Source organism: Streptomyces sp. CLCI03, assembly GCF_053615355.1.
This window is the reverse complement of the sequence record NZ_CM132132.1, coordinates 1,456,601-1,471,105: the sequence shown is the minus strand read 5'-3', so window position 1 is coordinate 1,471,105 and position 14,505 is coordinate 1,456,601. Positions and strand designations below refer to the sequence as shown.

Below are 14,505 nucleotides of genomic sequence, written 5' to 3'. Positions count from 1 at the left end.
ACTTCTGCTTACGACACATCGATGTCAGCGTGGCCGCATGATGTTCGATGCACGAGAACGCTCCGGGGCCGCCCTGGCTCTCGGGGCGGTATGCCTCATCGGCGGGTCCGTCGCCGCTGCCACCCACCTTCACGGCTATCCGCTCCTCGGCGGGCAGGCCGTCCGCTACGGGCTCGCGACCGTGTTCCTGCTGGTCTGGGCCCGCATACGCAAGCACACCTTCATACGGCCCTCCCCGGCCCAAATGGCATGGGTCTTTCTGCTGGCCGCGACCGGGATGGCCGGGTACGGCGTCGTGCTCGTCTACGCCACCTCGATGACCTCGCCGGGCAATGTCGGTGTCGCGCTGGGCGCCGCACCTTTGATCATCGTCCTGGTCCAGTCCCTGCTCGCTCAGGTGCGCCCCTCCCGGAGTCTGATGGCAGGGGCCCTGGCTGTGGCCTGCGGGTCCGCCGTGGCACAGCTGTCCACCGGCGGCACAGTGCAGTGGAGTGCCCAGGGCTTCGCGTGGTCGTGCCTGGCCCTCACCGGAGTGTGCGCGGTCACACTGCTCGGTGCGCCCGCCACCAAGGCGCTCGGATCGCTGACCGCCATCACCTACGCGTGCGCACTCGCCTCGGGCATGCTCTTCCTGACCGCCGTGATCACGGGCTCGGTCACCGGGACCCCTGTGCTGCGGCGACCGAGCGGCGCCGAGCTCTCGGCGCTGGCCTTCCTCGCCCTCGGCGTGACCACGGTCGTCTTCCTGATGTGGTACGGAGCCGTCGAGCGGCTCGGCACCGGCCGGACCGGCCTCTTCAACGGCCTCATCCCCCTGGCCTCACTTCTGGCCCTGTCCGTGACCGGCACGGCAACCGCCTCCCTCAACCAGATCGCGGGAGCTGCGCTCGTCCTCATCGGCGTCGCCTTCGGACTCCGGGTCAGGAAACGGGACACCCCACCCCCCAGGGCGGCCGCGGCCGAGCACGTGGCGGGCGCCCGCCCCCATAGCTGATGCACTCCCAGGGCCGCCTTGTGACGGGCGGACCGGGGCAGCGACGGACGCGCCTGGCTTGTCCCGGGACTCTCCTGGCCCCAGCCCCGACCCCCGACCCCTGTGGAAGATCAGCCCTACCCGCCGTCGTCGTCATCGTCCAGTTCGGGTGTGTCCGGGTCGCGCAGGGGCCGCAGGGCGCTGGAGGCGGCTGGAGGTGGGGAAGCTGTAGCGACCGAGCACGTTGAGGTTCTCGTGCCCAAGGACCGGCATCAACCTCCTGGGCCACTCCCTGTTCAACATCAAGGCCAACAGCCCCAGGGGCCTTGACCCCGGATGTTGAACACGTATATGCGGCTTGGGCCAGGGTAGTTGCTGTTGGTCGGAGGTCGTTTTCGTAGGCGATCGGGGACCGCTGGCCGAGGCGGGAGTGCCTGCGTCGGGTGTTGTATCGGGTCAGCCGGCGGAACGCGTCGAGCCTGGCCTCGCGCTCGCTCGACCAGGCCTTCCGGCCTTTGAGCGTCTCCCTCTTGAAGGCGGCGTCGAAGCTTTCCGCGGCGGCATTGTCCGCGCTGGAGCCGACCGCGCCCATGCTCTGCCGGACCCCTGCTGACCTGCAGATTTCAGCGAAGGCCCTGCTCGTGTACTGCGATCCGTGGTCGGTGTGCATCACCGCTCCGGCCAGGCTCCCGCGGGTCCGTTCGGCGGCCGCCAGGGCATCGGTGACGAGCTCGGTTCGCATGTGATCTGCGATCGCCCACCCGGCCAGACGGCGTGAGGCGAGGTCGATGACGGTCGCGAGATAGAGCGGCTTCGAACCGCTGACCGGCAGATACGTGATGTCGCCGACGTACTTCGTGTTCACCTCGGATGCGGTGAAGTCACGGTCGATCAGATCCGGCGCCTTCGCCGCGGCCTGATCCGCGAGCGTGGTGCGCTGCCGACGGCGCAGACGGACCCCCTTGAGCCCGAGGTTCCGCATGATCCTCGCGACGCGCTTGTGGTTGACCGCCGGGCCGCCTTCGTCACGGAGTTCGGCGGTGATTCCGGGGGCTCCGTAGGTCGGAGACTTGGTGGGCCTTGCGTATCCGGGCTGCGAGCCCGGCCTCGGCGGTCTGCCGAGCGATCCGCGCGGCCGCGGTGCGGCGCCAGTAGTAGAAACTCGAGCGGGAGAGGCCGAGGATGTCGCAGAGCCGCTTCACGCCGTGACGGCGCTGGTGATCTTCAACGAACTGGCAGCGGTTCACCAGCGCGTCTCCGTCGCGAAATACCGGGCTGCCTTGCGGAGGATGTCGCGCTCTTCCTCGAGCTCGCGGATCCTCTTTCGGGCTGCGGCGAGCTCCGCCTGAACGTCGTCACCACCATCCCCGGCAGCCGCCGGCGCTGAGGAGTGGGCGCCCGGGCGGCGCCCGTCGGCAGCCCGAATCCAGTTCCGCAGCATCTCGGTGTTCACCCCGAGATCGGCGGCGACGGACTTGATGGTCGCCCCGGGCCTCGACCGGTACAGCGCGACCGCGTCCGCCTTGAACTCGGCGGGGTAGTGCTTCATCCCCACGGGGACTCCGTTCTCCTGGACCCGACCTGACCCGACCGCGGGCACCGTCCCGGACAGCCGTGTCCCTCACGCGCCGGGGTCTCGCTAAAGATCTTGTCCCTCCGGATGCCGTGCTGGGTGAGCGCGTCCAGCTGCGAGTCGGGCTCTTGGCACCCGACCCATCCCGCAGCGCGGGCCTACTCGATGACCAGCCCAGGACCGTTCAGGAACGGCGTATTCGTCGCGTTCCGCCTCGACCATCGATTCACCATTCCGGGGAGGGCCTCCCACAGCGTGTGCCGCGTGGTCACCACCACAGGCTCCGCGGAGCGACCGATGCCGCGACCGAGTTCACGATCGACATCGTCGGCGAGCAGCACCAGATGGCTGCGGTTCGTCCACGGCTGGGGACCCCTGAACCCGAATTCACGTACCCACAGCCGCCCGAACACAAGACAGGCGAGCCCCATCGAGACCGGCACTCCGACGAAGACCTCGTATGGAACCGCTGACTCGTAGTCGGGCACGAATGCGGCCACGACCCCGGCGGCTGCGACGATCGCGGCGGTCGTCAGCACGCCGACGCTCCACCAGCGCCTGAGCTGCCGAGTCCGCTCGATGCTCCGCACCACGCAGCGCACCTGGGCGCCGCACTGCGGGCAGGTGAGCGTCCGGGTGACCGTTCCTGCGGGCGGCCGGTCGACCGTGGTGGGGAACAGCGCCCACTGATGGGTGGCAGAGACCACTTTGTACGAGGGCATGCCCACGTAGTGCTGAAGCAGCACCGGTATGGCCGGAGCGACCGGGCGCCGCCCCCATATCCGCCTGGCTTGCTGCTCGGCGGGCGGCTGCGGGGCTCCCTCGGCGGCGGCCTGCGGCGCGGTCCCGGTTTCCGCGGAAAGTGTCACGTACAGATCGCCCCGGCCGTTCCCGTCCCGGTCGGGCACGCCCCGACCCGGTATGCGCAGCGTCGCTCCGTTACCGACGTCGGCCGGCATACGGATCGCCACCGTCCCGTCCAGCCCGACGAACGAGGCGGACACCCCGGGGACGAGCTCGCCCGCGGGCACGGTCAGCACGCAGCGGAGGTCGTTGCCGGTACGGGTGAACACCGGGTGTGGTACTGCCACGACCAGCGCGTACAGTTCGCCGCTGGTGCCGCCGAATGCTCCGTCGGCATCGCCACCGGGTACGCGTACCCAGGTGCCGTCCTCGATGCCGGCCGGAACCGGCACCGTCAGCGTCCTGCGCGCAGTGACGAGACCCTCGTCGTCACAGATTGGGCAGCCCGCGACAGCGCTCGGCGCGCCGGCGCAGGCGGAGCACACGGTCGACAGGTCCACGGCGACCTCGACCTCGTCACCGAAGGCGAGCTGAGCCAGGTCGAGGTCCAGTTGGAAGACCGAGTCGGTGCCCAGCCGGGGCCTTCGTTCGGTTTGGCTCATCGACTCGTCGTCTCCTGTTCGACCAGGGTGCTGTTACGGCACTTCGCTCGGGTGGGTGAACGCCGCGCGGTACGCGCTGGGCGTCAATCCAGTACGTCGTGTTAGACCGCAGCCGCCGCACTCAGTGGCGGCGAACAGCCAGACACTGATGCGAGAGGGCTCGCACCTGCCTGGCTGACTGACAGGTTCAAGGAAGCTCCGGATCGACGAGGTTGCAGGCGGCCAGGGTTCGTGTCGCGCGATCGCCCGCGTTCCTGACCGGGGCGGCAATCAGGCTCCGCCAGAACCCACCGAACGTTCCTTCGTAGTGGGCGATTGTTCGACTTGGGGCTACTGTGCCGATCGACCCGCACTTTTTCTAGCGCAAGTTTCCGATCATTCATCGTCGAGAAATTCGAACGTTAGCCTCAAGTCATGTTCATGCACTGGCGGCTTCCGTGAGGGCCCGTCGCGACCGTCACGGGTGCTCAGATTGATCCACAGCTTCGAGTAGTTCCACGGATGCCGCGGAGGTGGGTGCGACGCCCGGTTGTCACCCATGGTCACCCCCATGGGAGGCGGTCACGCCGCGAGATCCGGGCAACCAGTGGCACCGATCGTTTGCTCCCCTGCAGTGGGCCGTGCCGGGCGCTGACGAGTCGAGACCAGAGCCAACCGCTCGCCGACTGGACCGCGCACCTGTCCGTCATTCGCGATGCCGCCGTGCCGCTAGCCGCGCTCCTGGTCGAGATGGCCGAGCAACTGACCGCCACGGCCGCGGACGCGCCGTTGGCCGCGCTGCGCGCCGCAGGTGTGCTGGAGCGGATCGCAGCCCGGGTCGGCCGGGAGGCCGCCAGCGCGCTGTGCGACGACGGCATGTCCGCCGAAGCGGTGGCCACCGCGCTCGGCACCACCGCTCCAAGGCCCTGGTCCTGCTCCTGACCGCACAGGACAGGCAACGGCACGCACCACAACATCCGCCCTGTTTGGTTTCAGGATTGGCCGGAGTGGATTCCGGTCCGGCCAGGTAGGAGATACCGTCGTGACACCACGCCGGGTGAAAGCTCGTCGACTCGTATTGGCTGATCCTCTCTGCCCCCGAAGCAACTGAACGAGAACAGCCACCTGGGCCGACAAAACGCCAGCTCAGAAAGTGTCGCCCCCGCACCCGCGGGGATGGTTCGAGGGTGCCGTTGGCGATATGTCCGGCAGGGGGTTTGTGTGCGTGGAGGCGAACTATCGCAACTATGATAGTTGGGGTAGGTTGGTGGGATGGAGCCGAAGACGTACACGACGATCGATCTCCGCAAGCAGATGGGTGAGATTCTCGACCGCACCCGGATCGCGGGGGAGCCTGCCGCGATCACCCGCAAGGGCAAGACCCTGGCCTACCTGGTGCCGGCCGAGTGGTTCGAGCAGTACATGGCACAGCATCCGTCGGCCCCCGGCGCCGGCCAGAACGCCGCCTGAAAGGGCCGGACCGCAGGCAGAGCAGGAGTTCCTTCGTCATGACAGCGCAGCCCATTCACTTCGACGGCCCCGGCGGCGAGAAGCCCCGCCAGGTGCCGCCGATGCCCGAACGCACCCCGCAGGCCCTGCGCCTGGCCATTCAGGAACATGCCCCGCATCTGCTGCCGGACTTCGAGGCCCACTGGCGCCGAGCGATCGGCGACGCCTTCAACCTCACCCCGGTGCCAGCCTTCATGCGCTTGTGGTGGACCCAGTACGCCATCGCCCGTGACCCAGGCCTGGAAGCCCACCTGCGAGACCTCGAAGCCCGCGCCGCGAAGTCCGAGGACCCCGAGGAGTCCGCCCGGCTCCTGGCCGAGTACAGCCGGCTGCGCCGCCAGGCGGCCGTGGTGGAGCCCGGTCGGTGACCGATGAGCTCCCACTCCCGCCCTGGAAAATGGACTGGACGGCAGAGGCGCTCCAGGAATTCGAGAGCATGCCCCAGGACGGCAAGCAGCTGGTCCTGTCAGCCCGCGCCGAGCTGATCACCGCCCCGGATCCCTATTACCGGGGCATCGACGCCGACGTGTCACTGCCGCACTGGATCACCGTCCGCCCGCTGGCCTCGACCAGTCCGGGTGGCCCGCACATCGCCGACCTCGCCGGTGGCCGCGGCTGGCTCATCTTCACCTTCGTCCGCCGCCATGCCGACCCTCAGATCACCGTCACCGACACGTTCTGGGCCTGACCGTTCGTCCGTACCAGCAACGCCCCCTGCCCCATACGCTGAGAGCAAGTTGGCCCGGCGTAGAGACCGGCGCTGACCTGGGCTGGACCGTCCTGTCGTCGACCTGCGCCCGCGGGATGGGCCGACGTCCAGCTCCGAGAAGAGACGTGCACCCTCGTCGGCCCCGCGCCCGCGGGGATGGTCCGGTGGCGCCGGATCGGCACCCACAGCATCCTTACAGGGCCCTGCCCGTCGATCCTCTCGCCAGCTCGCGCCGCCGGCGTCACGGCGTGAGGTGCGCTGCTGCGGCCTCTCCCTCGACTCGCCGCCATTGTTCGTACTCCTGGCGCGCGTACGCCCACGCGCCGTCCGGCTCGTCGTCCCACACCTTGTGTTCCAGGCTGATCTCACCCTCGGCGTAGGCGCTGCCGGTCTCGAGTCGAACGCGCGGAGCTTCAAGGCGGCCGTATCGGCGCGGTCCAGGGCGTACTCGGTCATCGTGACCATGGCCCCGTCACTCAGGTACGCAAGTTCGGTGGCGTAGGCGGTCCGGTCAGCGAGCGCGGCCCACCGCAGCAGGAGCAGCCGCCAGGCTGACGAATCCGGGCTCCGCGCCTGGAGCATCCTGCATCACGGCAGAGCCGCATGCAGATTGACCATGCACTTCGGGTTGTCAGCTGAGCCAGTGGCGCCAGCGGGCTGCCGACGACGCCTTCCATGTCGAGATCAGACCGTAGTCGGTTGAACAACAGGGAGCTTCCATGACCGAGTCCCACCGGGGCGGCCCGGTAGATGTCGATGCCAGCAACCACACGTTCTGGCTGGTCGACACCGCACAAATGCCCGGCGCCGAGAGCGGTGAGCCCAACGGTCTCATCGCGGTGACGCAGCCCGGTGCAGCCGTGGTCATCACCGGGGTACACACCGGTCCGGTCGCAGTGACCGTCGAGGTACGGACCACGCCGCCGGAGATGATCAACGCCTCCGAGTGGGACGAAGTCGTGGAAGTCTTCCTCCTGGTTCCCATGGGGCAGCCCGCGGCAGGGATCCTGACGGACGTCATAGCTGCCAGAGCCAGACGGTGTTGTCCAAATCGGTGCCCGCCAGAACGCTGCCGTCCGGGCTGAACGCCCAGTTGTACATCCTGTAGGCAGGGGCCTTGGAGGTGGCCTTGAGCTTGCCGGTCGCCGGATGCCACTGCCGTATTGTGTTGGGGTAGCCGCAGGTGACCAGGACTGTGCCATCCGCGCTGAACCGCACCTCGTCCACGCTCTGGGCCTCGCCATCGTCAACGTTTTCCCCCGCCAAGGTGGCGGTGAGTTCACCTGTCGCCGGGTCCCACAGGGCGACGGTGTCGTCTCCCGAGCCGCCGGCCAGTACCCTGCCATCCGGGCTGAACGCCACCGAGTTCACCCCGAAGGTGGCGCCCTCCAAGGTGGCGGTGAGCTTACCGGTCGCCGTGCTCCACAGCCGGGCCCGGCCCGGGTTGGATGAGCGGCCGCCAACGGCCAAGGTTTTGCCGTCGGGACTGAAAGCCACCGACACGGCAACACCGGAATACCTGATGTGGTCTCTGCCCGCTGGCAGGTGCCGCAGGCTCAAGGTGCCCGCAGAATCCACGCCGGCCAGATTCCTGCCGTCGGGGCTGAACACCAAGGTATGAAAACTGTCGCCTGGTTCGTCGTTGCTGGCGGTGAGGTCGCCGGTCGCCGGATCCCACAGCTGAAGGGTGCCGGAATCTCTGGCGCCGGCCAGGGTCCTACCGTCAGGACTGAATGCCACGGCGAGCACATCGGTCCCGTCGTCCCCGTTGGGCTCTTCGGCTTTGAGGGTAGCGCTGAGCTTGCCGGTCGCCGTGCTCCACAGCCGGATCGCCCCGTCGTCGCAGCCGCCCGCGAGCACCTTGCCATCAGGGCTGAATGCCAGCGTGTTCACAGCGGATCCGACGGAGATCCGCCTTGCCGGTCGTGGTGGAGCTGACGTGGGCCGCGCGGACCGGGAGGGGGTGGCCGAGGACTGGCCGGTCCGGGAAGGGTTGTTGCTGGCCGACCGGGTGAGGTAGATGCCGGCGGGAAGCCCTACAGCACCCACGGCTGCCGCGACGGACAGCAGCATCGTGCGGCGTGTGGGGCGGTGCCGCTCGTCCCGGCTGACGCCGGGCGCGGCGGGAGATCCGGTCGGGGAACCCGGCTTCTCCGTCAGCTCCGGGTCTTCGGGCGGGGACGGGAGAGCCGGGCCGGGCGGCCCGTCGGCCACGGCCGTCTGTGTGAGGGCATGGCTGATGTCCCCCCGTGCTGTCCGGACGTTGCCCGCAGGATCGGCCGGGACATACGGCGGGCCTGGTCGGGCGGAGACGGTCGGAGTACGCTCGGAGCCGGGCCGGACGGTGGGAGGTGCGGGTTCCACCTTGTCCTCGACCGACGGCGCGGCCACGGCAGGCGCCGTCGCGGGGGTGGGGTGGTCGGTGCGTAGACGAACGGCGTGGGCCAGCGGCCCGGGCAGCCAGCCCACGCCCCCGCCCGGCGAACCGCCCTGCCGGGCAGCCAGTCCAGCCAGTTCCTCCAACACCTCCGGCACGCAGGGCCGTTGGTCGGGTTCCTTCGCCAGGCATCGCGCCAACACCTCCCGCAACGCCCCGGGTATCCCTTCCAGGTGTGGTTCCTCGAACACGATGCGGAACAGCAGCCCCTGCACGGACCCCGTGCCGAAGGGCCCGGCGCCGCACGCGGCGAACGCGAGCACCGTACCCAGGGAGAACACATCGCTCGCCGGGCTGACCCGCCGATCCGTCAGCTGTTCCGGCGACATGAATCCCGGCGTCCCCACCACCAGACCGGTCCGTGTCAGCACGGTCGCCTCGCTTGCCACCGAGATCCCGAAGTCGATCACCCGGGGGCCGTCCTCGGCCAGCAGCACATTGGACGGCTTCAGGTCCCGGTGGACCAGTCCGGCGGTGTGGATCGCCTCCAGTGCCTCGGCCAGCCCGGCGCCCAGTGCCGCGACGGACTCCCACGGCAACGCGCCGTACTCGTTCACCGCGTCGGCCAGCGACACCCCGGGGATGTACGCCGTGGCCATCCAGGCCGGCGTCCCATGCGGATCGGCGTCGACCACACCGGCGGTGAACAGCCCGTTCACCCGGCGGGCCGCGTCGACCTCACGCGCGAACCGCCGCCGAAACTCCCGGTCGTCCGTCAGCTCCGGACGCACGACCTTCACCGCCACCGAGCGGCCGCCCCGCGACAGGCCCAGATACACCCGTCCCATCCCGCCCTCGCCCAGGAGCGCCATGATGCGGTAGGGACCTATCTGTCCGGGGTCCTCGCCCTTCAGGCCCGTGAACGCCAGCTCAACGTCCTCGGACATAGCGGCTACTGCCGCTCTCGCGTCCCCCGCCTCGCCGGCCATTCGCCATGCTGCGACGTGATCAGTCATGCCATCTCCGCAAGGCGCTCGGCAATGACGAGAGTGCCGGGCGCTGCGCGCCCGCCCGGGCCCGGCTGGACCGAGACGCCCTCCGGATGAACCGCTCCACTGCAGGTACGACACGTGACGGACACCTCTAGGACCTCTCCGCAGTGGTGCCGAAACACGATCGGCGGACCATCCGGCGCGTGCCAGCGGTCGCCCCACTGGGTGAGTGCCAAAAGCACCGTCACGAGCTCCCGTCCTGATGTGGTGAGCACGTAACGGAACCGCTGGGGACGCGTGGAGCACTCGACCCGTTCCAGCACATCGCCGTCCACGAGTCTGTCGAGCCGATTCTTCAGCAGTGCGCGGGACACGCCAAGGTCGCGGGCCAGCTCCTCAAAAGTGTCAATGCCTAGAGAGATGTCGCGCAAGACCAGCGGTGACCAGCAGTCACCCATCACATCCAGGGAGCGCGACAGCGAACAGTGGAACGCTGCGAATGAGGCACGAGGCATGGACACAACCTAGTGCATTCATATTCTGAACGCACTCACGAATCCGTTTCGGCAGCTGCTGCGCTGGGGCAGCTCCTGGAATTGCCATCACCCACGGGCGCGAGATTCCGCACTTCGCGTGCGACCGATGGTTTGCCCTGAGCTGCATCGGGCGGCAGCTGCCTCGTGGCGTGATAGCCCTTTCGGCGAGGGCGATGCCGGCACCCCATGGCGGGGATGCCAATCGTCCTGCCGGCGCCCACGACCAGTCCGCGAATACTGTGCCGCCGACTCGTGTGGTGATCAAGTGGGAGTTTCCGAGTAATACCGTTGGAAAAAAATGACTGTTTATGACCGTGTTATGTTTGCCGGGCTTTAGCGGCTGTGGGCCGCGGGTCGGCGCCAAGGGATCGCCCTTGACGGAGCTGCAGCGGGTGGGTGAGAACCGTGCACGCCTCACTCCACCGCACTGCTGTGGACCGGGACGAAGCAGGCTCCGCAGGGCTTTATCCGTCACGGAAACCAGCAAGCGGAACGACCGCCGACCATGCCAGAGTAGACCGCTGAGGCAATGCCCGTCGCCCTGCCCCGATTCCGGGCGGGTGATAATGACGAAATGAAATGATTGGAATGACTCGCGATCAATACCGCTGCTCAAGCAGTGAGGAGCACCCCATGGCTGCTCAATTTCGTGAGGCCGTCCCCTTGGTGCACTGCGACCTGCTGCTGGGGCTGATCGGTCAGCAAGTGGAGCGACTGGTGCGGTGGAGCTGGTGGCCACCGGCGAAGGCGGCTGAAGAACTCGAACTCAAGCCCAGCGCGGTATTCAGCCGCACGGCAGGGCCATTGCTGGTCACCTTTGATTCCGGGACGGTTGTCGGCTTCGCCAGCTCTTCCGAACTCCACTCGGTCACGGTATGGCTGGAGAGCAGCGCCGGTACCCCAGTCGAACAGGACGAGGGCCTGCACCCGGTCGACGGCTGCGACCCCGTCTATTCCGACACATCGACCTGCCATGTGAGGGGAAGGCGGTTGGCGTCCATGACCCTGCTGCACCAGCGGAGCGACAGTGTTCTCATGCAGCAACGCCCGTGCCAGGCGGGACTGCTTCTGACATTCGACGGGGGTTCCGAACTACTGCTGTCCCACGGCCTGCATGACGGTTCGGACAGCTTCGCGGTGATAGGTCGGGACGACATCGCCTCCCGCATCGCTCCATACGTACGTCCCCTCGTCCTTCGGCCGGGCATGCGCGAGGAGGGCTGAGCAGGAGGGTGGTCGAGTCCCACGACCACCTCCAAGATCAGGTCACAACTCCAACACCGCCCACTGAGCATCCGTGAGATCTCCCCGCCCCCATGAGCTGTGATCATTCATGCGGCCGCGGACACCTTCCTCGCGCCGGCGGCGTGCTGGTGGGCTCGTACTGCTGTCGAGTCCACCGACACCTCCCAGTCGAGGCCGCCACCAGGACCGGCATCACGGTGGAGACGCGGGCCCGGTTCGGCTACACCGCGCCGGTTGGCACGACCGACGACGGCCGGATGCGACGCCTGACCGTCCACTTGCCGCCCGCGTACGCGCAGCGTCTCTTCGACGCCCGCGCGGCGGGCGCGGGCGATGAGCAGATGCGACAGATCGTTGCCGAGGGACTGCAAGAGGTCTACTTCAAGGACGGCGGGAACCGCGCCCAGGGGCCTTGACCCCGGGTTTTGGACACCGGAGACACTTGGATCTTGGTCCAGGAGAACGGAGTCCCCGTGGGGATGAAGCACTACCCCGCCGAGTTCAAGGCGGACGCGGTCGCGCTGTACCGGTCGAGGCCCGGGGCGACCATCAAGTCCGTCGCCGCCGATCTCGGGGTGAACACCGAGATGCTGCGGAACTGGATTCGGGCTGCCGACGGGCGCCGCCCGGGCGCCCACTCCTCAGCGCCGGCGGCTGCCGGGGATGGTGGTGACGACGTTCAGGCGGAGCTCGCCGCAGCCCGAAAGAGGATCCGCGAGCTCGAGGAAGAGCGCGACATCCTCCGCAAGGCAGCCCGGTATTTCGCGACGGAGACGCGCTGGTGAACCGCTGCCAGTTCGTTGAAGATCACCAGCGCCGTCACGGCGTGAAGCGGCTCTGCGACATCCTCGGCCTCTCCCGCTCGAGTTTCTACTACTGGCGCCGCACCGCGGCCGCGCGGATCGCTCGGCAGACCGCCGAGGCCGGGCTCGCAGCCCGGATACGCAAGGCCCACCAAGTCTCCGACCTACGGAGCCCCGGAATCACCGCCGAACTCCGTGACGAAGGCGGCCCGGCGGTCAACCACAAGCGCGTCGCGAGGATCATGCGGAACCTCGGGCTCAAGGGGGTCCGTCTGCGCCGTCGGCAGCGCACCACGCTCGCGGATCAGGCCGCGGCGAAGGCGCCGGATCTGATCGACCGTGACTTCACCGCATCCGAGGTGAACACGAAGTACGTCGGCGACATCACGTATCTGCCGGTCAGCGGTTCGAAGCCGCTCTATCTCGCGACCGTCATCGACCTCGCCTCACGCCGTCTGGCCGGGTGGGCGATCGCAGATCACATGCGAACCGAGCTCGTCACCGATGCCCTGGCGGCCGCCGAACGGACCCGCGGGAGCCTGGCCGGAGCGGTGATGCACACCGACCACGGATCGCAGTACACGAGCAGGGCCTTCGCTGAAATCTGCAGGTCAGCAGGGGTCCGGCAGAGCATGGGCGCGGTCGGCTCCAGCGCGGACAATGCCGCCGCGGAAAGCTTCGACGCCGCCTTCAAGAGGGAGACGCTCAAAGGCCGGAAGGCCTGGTCGAGCGAGCGCGAGGCCAGGCTCGACGCGTTCCGCCGGCTGACCCGATACAACACCCGACGCAGGCACTCCCGCCTCGGCCAGCGGTCCCCGATCGCCTACGAAAACGACCTCCGACCAACAGCAACTACCCTGGCCCAAGCCGCATATACGTGTTCAACATCCGGGGTCAAGGCCCGGCTCCGCCTACCCCGCGCAGCGGTACTCGCAACGGGCCGGCGGCACCAGCTCAAGGCCTCGGGCCGTCGCCTCGGTCTACGGACGGCCGTGGCGCTCGACGGGCTGCCCGGGCGGTGAGGCTGCGGAGCGGGTGCCCTGTCTTCGCCGCACATGCTTCAGGTTGCGGGTGTGGCCGTCGTCTGTTCGTCGGTCAGGCGGGCCCGCCAGTTGCTGACGTAGTCGTCGGGCATGGACGCCAGGCGGGCGATTTCCCCGTCGCTGCGCCCATCGGACCAGGCCAGGATGCGTGTCACGGTGCGGTTCCGTGCCGCGCGGAAGTCCTTGAGCATGTTCTCGAGGCGTTCGACTTCCTCGGCTTCGCGGACGAGTTGCTGGTCGACGGCGGAGCGTTCCTCGGCGCGCAACCGGCGCAGATGGGCGTCCAGGCCCGTCAGGACCAGACCCTCCTCGTGCGCGGAGTTCTGGAACCCTTCGGCCAAGGCCGCCAGCACGCAGTCGGGGACGTCGGCGAGGGTGGCCCCGGGGGGCTTGGCCGCCTCCCAGGTGCCCCGACCCGCCTCTGTCGTCTCCAGCCAGACGCGGGCGTCTGTCGGAACACGGTCGCCGCACGCCTGCGCGCGGTAGGCGTACAGGGCGGCACGGTGGCCGTAGAAAGTGAAACCGTCCTCGATCTGCCGGTCGGCGGCGCGGCACATCCGCCCCGGTACACCGCCATAGCCGCTCTCGGGAGAGTAGTCGGCGTAGGCATCGAGTTCCGCGTCCGTGGCCAGGCCCCAGGAGGGATCGCACAGACCGGGGTTCATGGCGAGGAACGCGCCGACCTCGACACGCCAGGCAGGGATCGGTGTCGTGCGCAGCCTGGGCCAGCGGAGATCGCCGGAGGGATCGAAGGTGTGGGTCGCGGCCTGCTCGATGTCGTCCCAGGCGGTGGCGGCCTCGGCCGACCACTCCAGTTCGTCGCCCGGTCCGATGCGGTGGATGGAGTCCACGAGCCGCTGCACGGCGGGGAGTATGCGCAGGGCGAGCGCGTGCAGTTCCTCAGCGGTGAAGAAGCGCCAGGAGCAGCCGCGCTGTTCGTCATGGGCCAGGTGGCCGAGCAACTGCACCATTATTCCGGAGGCCGGGACGGCCCCGTCGCCGAGTGCCCTGCGGGGGAGGCCGGGGAGCTGGCTGCCGAGGTCTTCGGACGGGGCCCGCCAGTCGATGTCGCCGAACCATACGGCGCCGTCGCGTGCGTCCACTGCCAGCCACTGGTGGTAGCCCGCACCCGGGCCGTAGCGCTGCTCCTGCTGCTCGGCGTGCTCGTCGTGCCATACGTACTCGCCCGGAGGCGGGTCCAGCTCCACGGCCATGAAGCCGTCCTCGGGGCGGTAGCCGGTGAGGACGCGGGCCGTTCGCGGCGCACTGTCGGCGGCGGTCATGAGGGGGTTCCTCTCGCTGGAACGTCAACCGCCGCAAACGTAGGGCGCCCGTCACACAATAGTTTAACTTTCAGCCA

General features: G+C 68.5%; 11 protein-coding genes and 4 pseudogenes. 9 read left to right on the top strand and 6 right to left on the bottom strand.

The window, feature by feature from the left end; translation table 11 throughout:
* Nucleotides 1-37 precede the first annotated feature (37 nt).
* Nucleotides 38-994 (top strand): DMT family transporter, encoded by a 957-nt coding sequence (locus ACWG52_RS06705; protein WP_453128156.1) that lies wholly within the window; start codon nt 38-40, stop codon nt 992-994.
* 331 nt (nt 995-1,325) lie between these two features.
* On the opposite strand, the pseudogene ACWG52_RS06700 reads toward ACWG52_RS06705, so the two are convergent.
* Nucleotides 1,326-2,528 (bottom strand): annotated as a pseudogene (locus ACWG52_RS06700) (IS3 family transposase); the annotation flags it as partial.
* Between the two features lie 176 nt (nt 2,529-2,704).
* On the bottom strand, nt 2,705-3,952 hold the full coding sequence (locus ACWG52_RS06695) for a DnaJ C-terminal domain-containing protein (RefSeq protein ID WP_453128154.1): 1,248 nt from the start codon (nt 3,950-3,952) through the stop codon (nt 2,705-2,707).
* Nucleotides 3,953-4,654: 702 nt separating this feature from the next.
* On the opposite strand from ACWG52_RS06695, the gene ACWG52_RS06690 reads away from it, so the two are divergent.
* The 5 genes from ACWG52_RS06690 to ACWG52_RS06670 all read left to right on the top strand — a co-directional run bounded on the left by ACWG52_RS06690 (nt 4,655) and on the right by ACWG52_RS06670 (nt 7,234).
* Nucleotides 4,655-4,873: a hypothetical protein gene (locus ACWG52_RS06690; protein WP_453128152.1), complete on the top strand. Its 219-nt coding sequence runs from the start codon at nt 4,655-4,657 to the stop codon at nt 4,871-4,873.
* Between the two features lie 330 nt (nt 4,874-5,203).
* Entirely contained in the window at nt 5,204-5,401 is a 198-nt protein-coding gene (locus tag ACWG52_RS06685) for a type II toxin-antitoxin system prevent-host-death family antitoxin (RefSeq protein ID WP_398566059.1), read from the top strand.
* 38 nt (nt 5,402-5,439) lie between these two features.
* Complete coding sequence (locus ACWG52_RS06680) at nt 5,440-5,808, top strand: DUF6247 family protein (protein ID WP_351319650.1); 369 nt, start codon at nt 5,440-5,442, stop codon at nt 5,806-5,808.
* Nucleotides 5,805-6,128 carry a hypothetical protein gene (locus ACWG52_RS06675; protein WP_453128149.1) on the top strand — a complete coding sequence of 108 codons (324 nt, stop codon included), beginning with the start codon at nt 5,805-5,807 and terminating at the stop codon, nt 6,126-6,128. The genes ACWG52_RS06680 and ACWG52_RS06675 overlap by 4 nt, the downstream gene beginning before the upstream one ends.
* A gap of 740 nt (nt 6,129-6,868) precedes the next feature.
* Entirely contained in the window at nt 6,869-7,234 is a 366-nt protein-coding gene (locus ACWG52_RS06670) for a hypothetical protein (protein WP_453128148.1), read from the top strand.
* Here the strand turns inward: ACWG52_RS06670 and ACWG52_RS06665 are convergent.
* Nucleotides 7,167-9,473, bottom strand: coding sequence for a WD40 repeat domain-containing serine/threonine protein kinase (locus ACWG52_RS06665; RefSeq protein ID WP_453128146.1), 2,307 nt, complete (start codon nt 9,471-9,473; stop codon nt 7,167-7,169). The two genes, ACWG52_RS06670 and ACWG52_RS06665, sit on opposite strands and share 68 nt — an antisense overlap.
* A 65-nt stretch (nt 9,474-9,538) precedes the next feature.
* Nucleotides 9,539-10,033 (bottom strand): winged helix-turn-helix transcriptional regulator, encoded by a 495-nt coding sequence (locus ACWG52_RS06660; RefSeq protein ID WP_453128144.1) that lies wholly within the window; start codon nt 10,031-10,033, stop codon nt 9,539-9,541.
* A gap of 654 nt (nt 10,034-10,687) precedes the next feature.
* Here ACWG52_RS06660 and ACWG52_RS06655 point away from each other — a divergent pair.
* Complete coding sequence (locus ACWG52_RS06655) at nt 10,688-11,278, top strand: hypothetical protein (RefSeq protein ID WP_453128142.1); 591 nt, start codon at nt 10,688-10,690, stop codon at nt 11,276-11,278.
* A 110-nt stretch (nt 11,279-11,388) separates the two neighbouring features.
* On the opposite strand, the pseudogene ACWG52_RS06650 reads toward ACWG52_RS06655, so the two are convergent.
* Nucleotides 11,389-11,478: pseudogene (locus ACWG52_RS06650) on the bottom strand (transposase); the annotation flags it as partial.
* Between ACWG52_RS06650 and tpg the strand changes: the two are divergent.
* Nucleotides 11,470-11,715: pseudogene (tpg, locus tag ACWG52_RS06645) on the top strand (telomere-protecting terminal protein Tpg); the annotation flags it as partial. The pseudogenes ACWG52_RS06650 and tpg overlap by 9 nt on opposite strands.
* Nucleotides 11,716-11,772: 57 nt before the next feature.
* Nucleotides 11,773-12,974 (top strand): annotated as a pseudogene (locus tag ACWG52_RS06640) (IS3 family transposase); the annotation flags it as partial.
* Between the two features lie 188 nt (nt 12,975-13,162).
* Here the strand turns inward: ACWG52_RS06640 and ACWG52_RS06635 are convergent.
* Nucleotides 13,163-14,428, bottom strand: coding sequence for a hypothetical protein (locus ACWG52_RS06635; RefSeq protein ID WP_453128140.1), 1,266 nt, complete (start codon nt 14,426-14,428; stop codon nt 13,163-13,165).
* Nucleotides 14,429-14,505: the final 77 nt, after the last annotated feature.

Bases quoted from the DNA above. Each gene is read 5' to 3' on its own strand.
- ACWG52_RS06705 (WP_453128156.1), top strand. From the start codon at position 38: ATGATGTTCGATGCACGAGAACGCTCCGGGGCCGCCCTGGCTCTCGGG.
- ACWG52_RS06695 (WP_453128154.1), bottom strand. From the start codon at position 3,952: ATGAGCCAAACCGAACGAAGGCCCCGGCTGGGCACCGACTCGGTCTTC.
- ACWG52_RS06685 (WP_398566059.1), top strand. From the start codon at position 5,204: ATGGAGCCGAAGACGTACACGACGATCGATCTCCGCAAGCAGATGGGT.
- ACWG52_RS06680 (WP_351319650.1), top strand. From the start codon at position 5,440: ATGACAGCGCAGCCCATTCACTTCGACGGCCCCGGCGGCGAGAAGCCC.
- ACWG52_RS06670 (WP_453128148.1), top strand. From the start codon at position 6,869: ATGACCGAGTCCCACCGGGGCGGCCCGGTAGATGTCGATGCCAGCAAC.
- ACWG52_RS06665 (WP_453128146.1), bottom strand. From the start codon at position 9,473: ATGTCCGAGGACGTTGAGCTGGCGTTCACGGGCCTGAAGGGCGAGGAC.
- ACWG52_RS06660 (WP_453128144.1), bottom strand. From the start codon at position 10,033: ATGCCTCGTGCCTCATTCGCAGCGTTCCACTGTTCGCTGTCGCGCTCC.
- ACWG52_RS06655 (WP_453128142.1), top strand. From the start codon at position 10,688: ATGGCTGCTCAATTTCGTGAGGCCGTCCCCTTGGTGCACTGCGACCTG.
- ACWG52_RS06635 (WP_453128140.1), bottom strand. From the start codon at position 14,428: ATGACCGCCGCCGACAGTGCGCCGCGAACGGCCCGCGTCCTCACCGGC.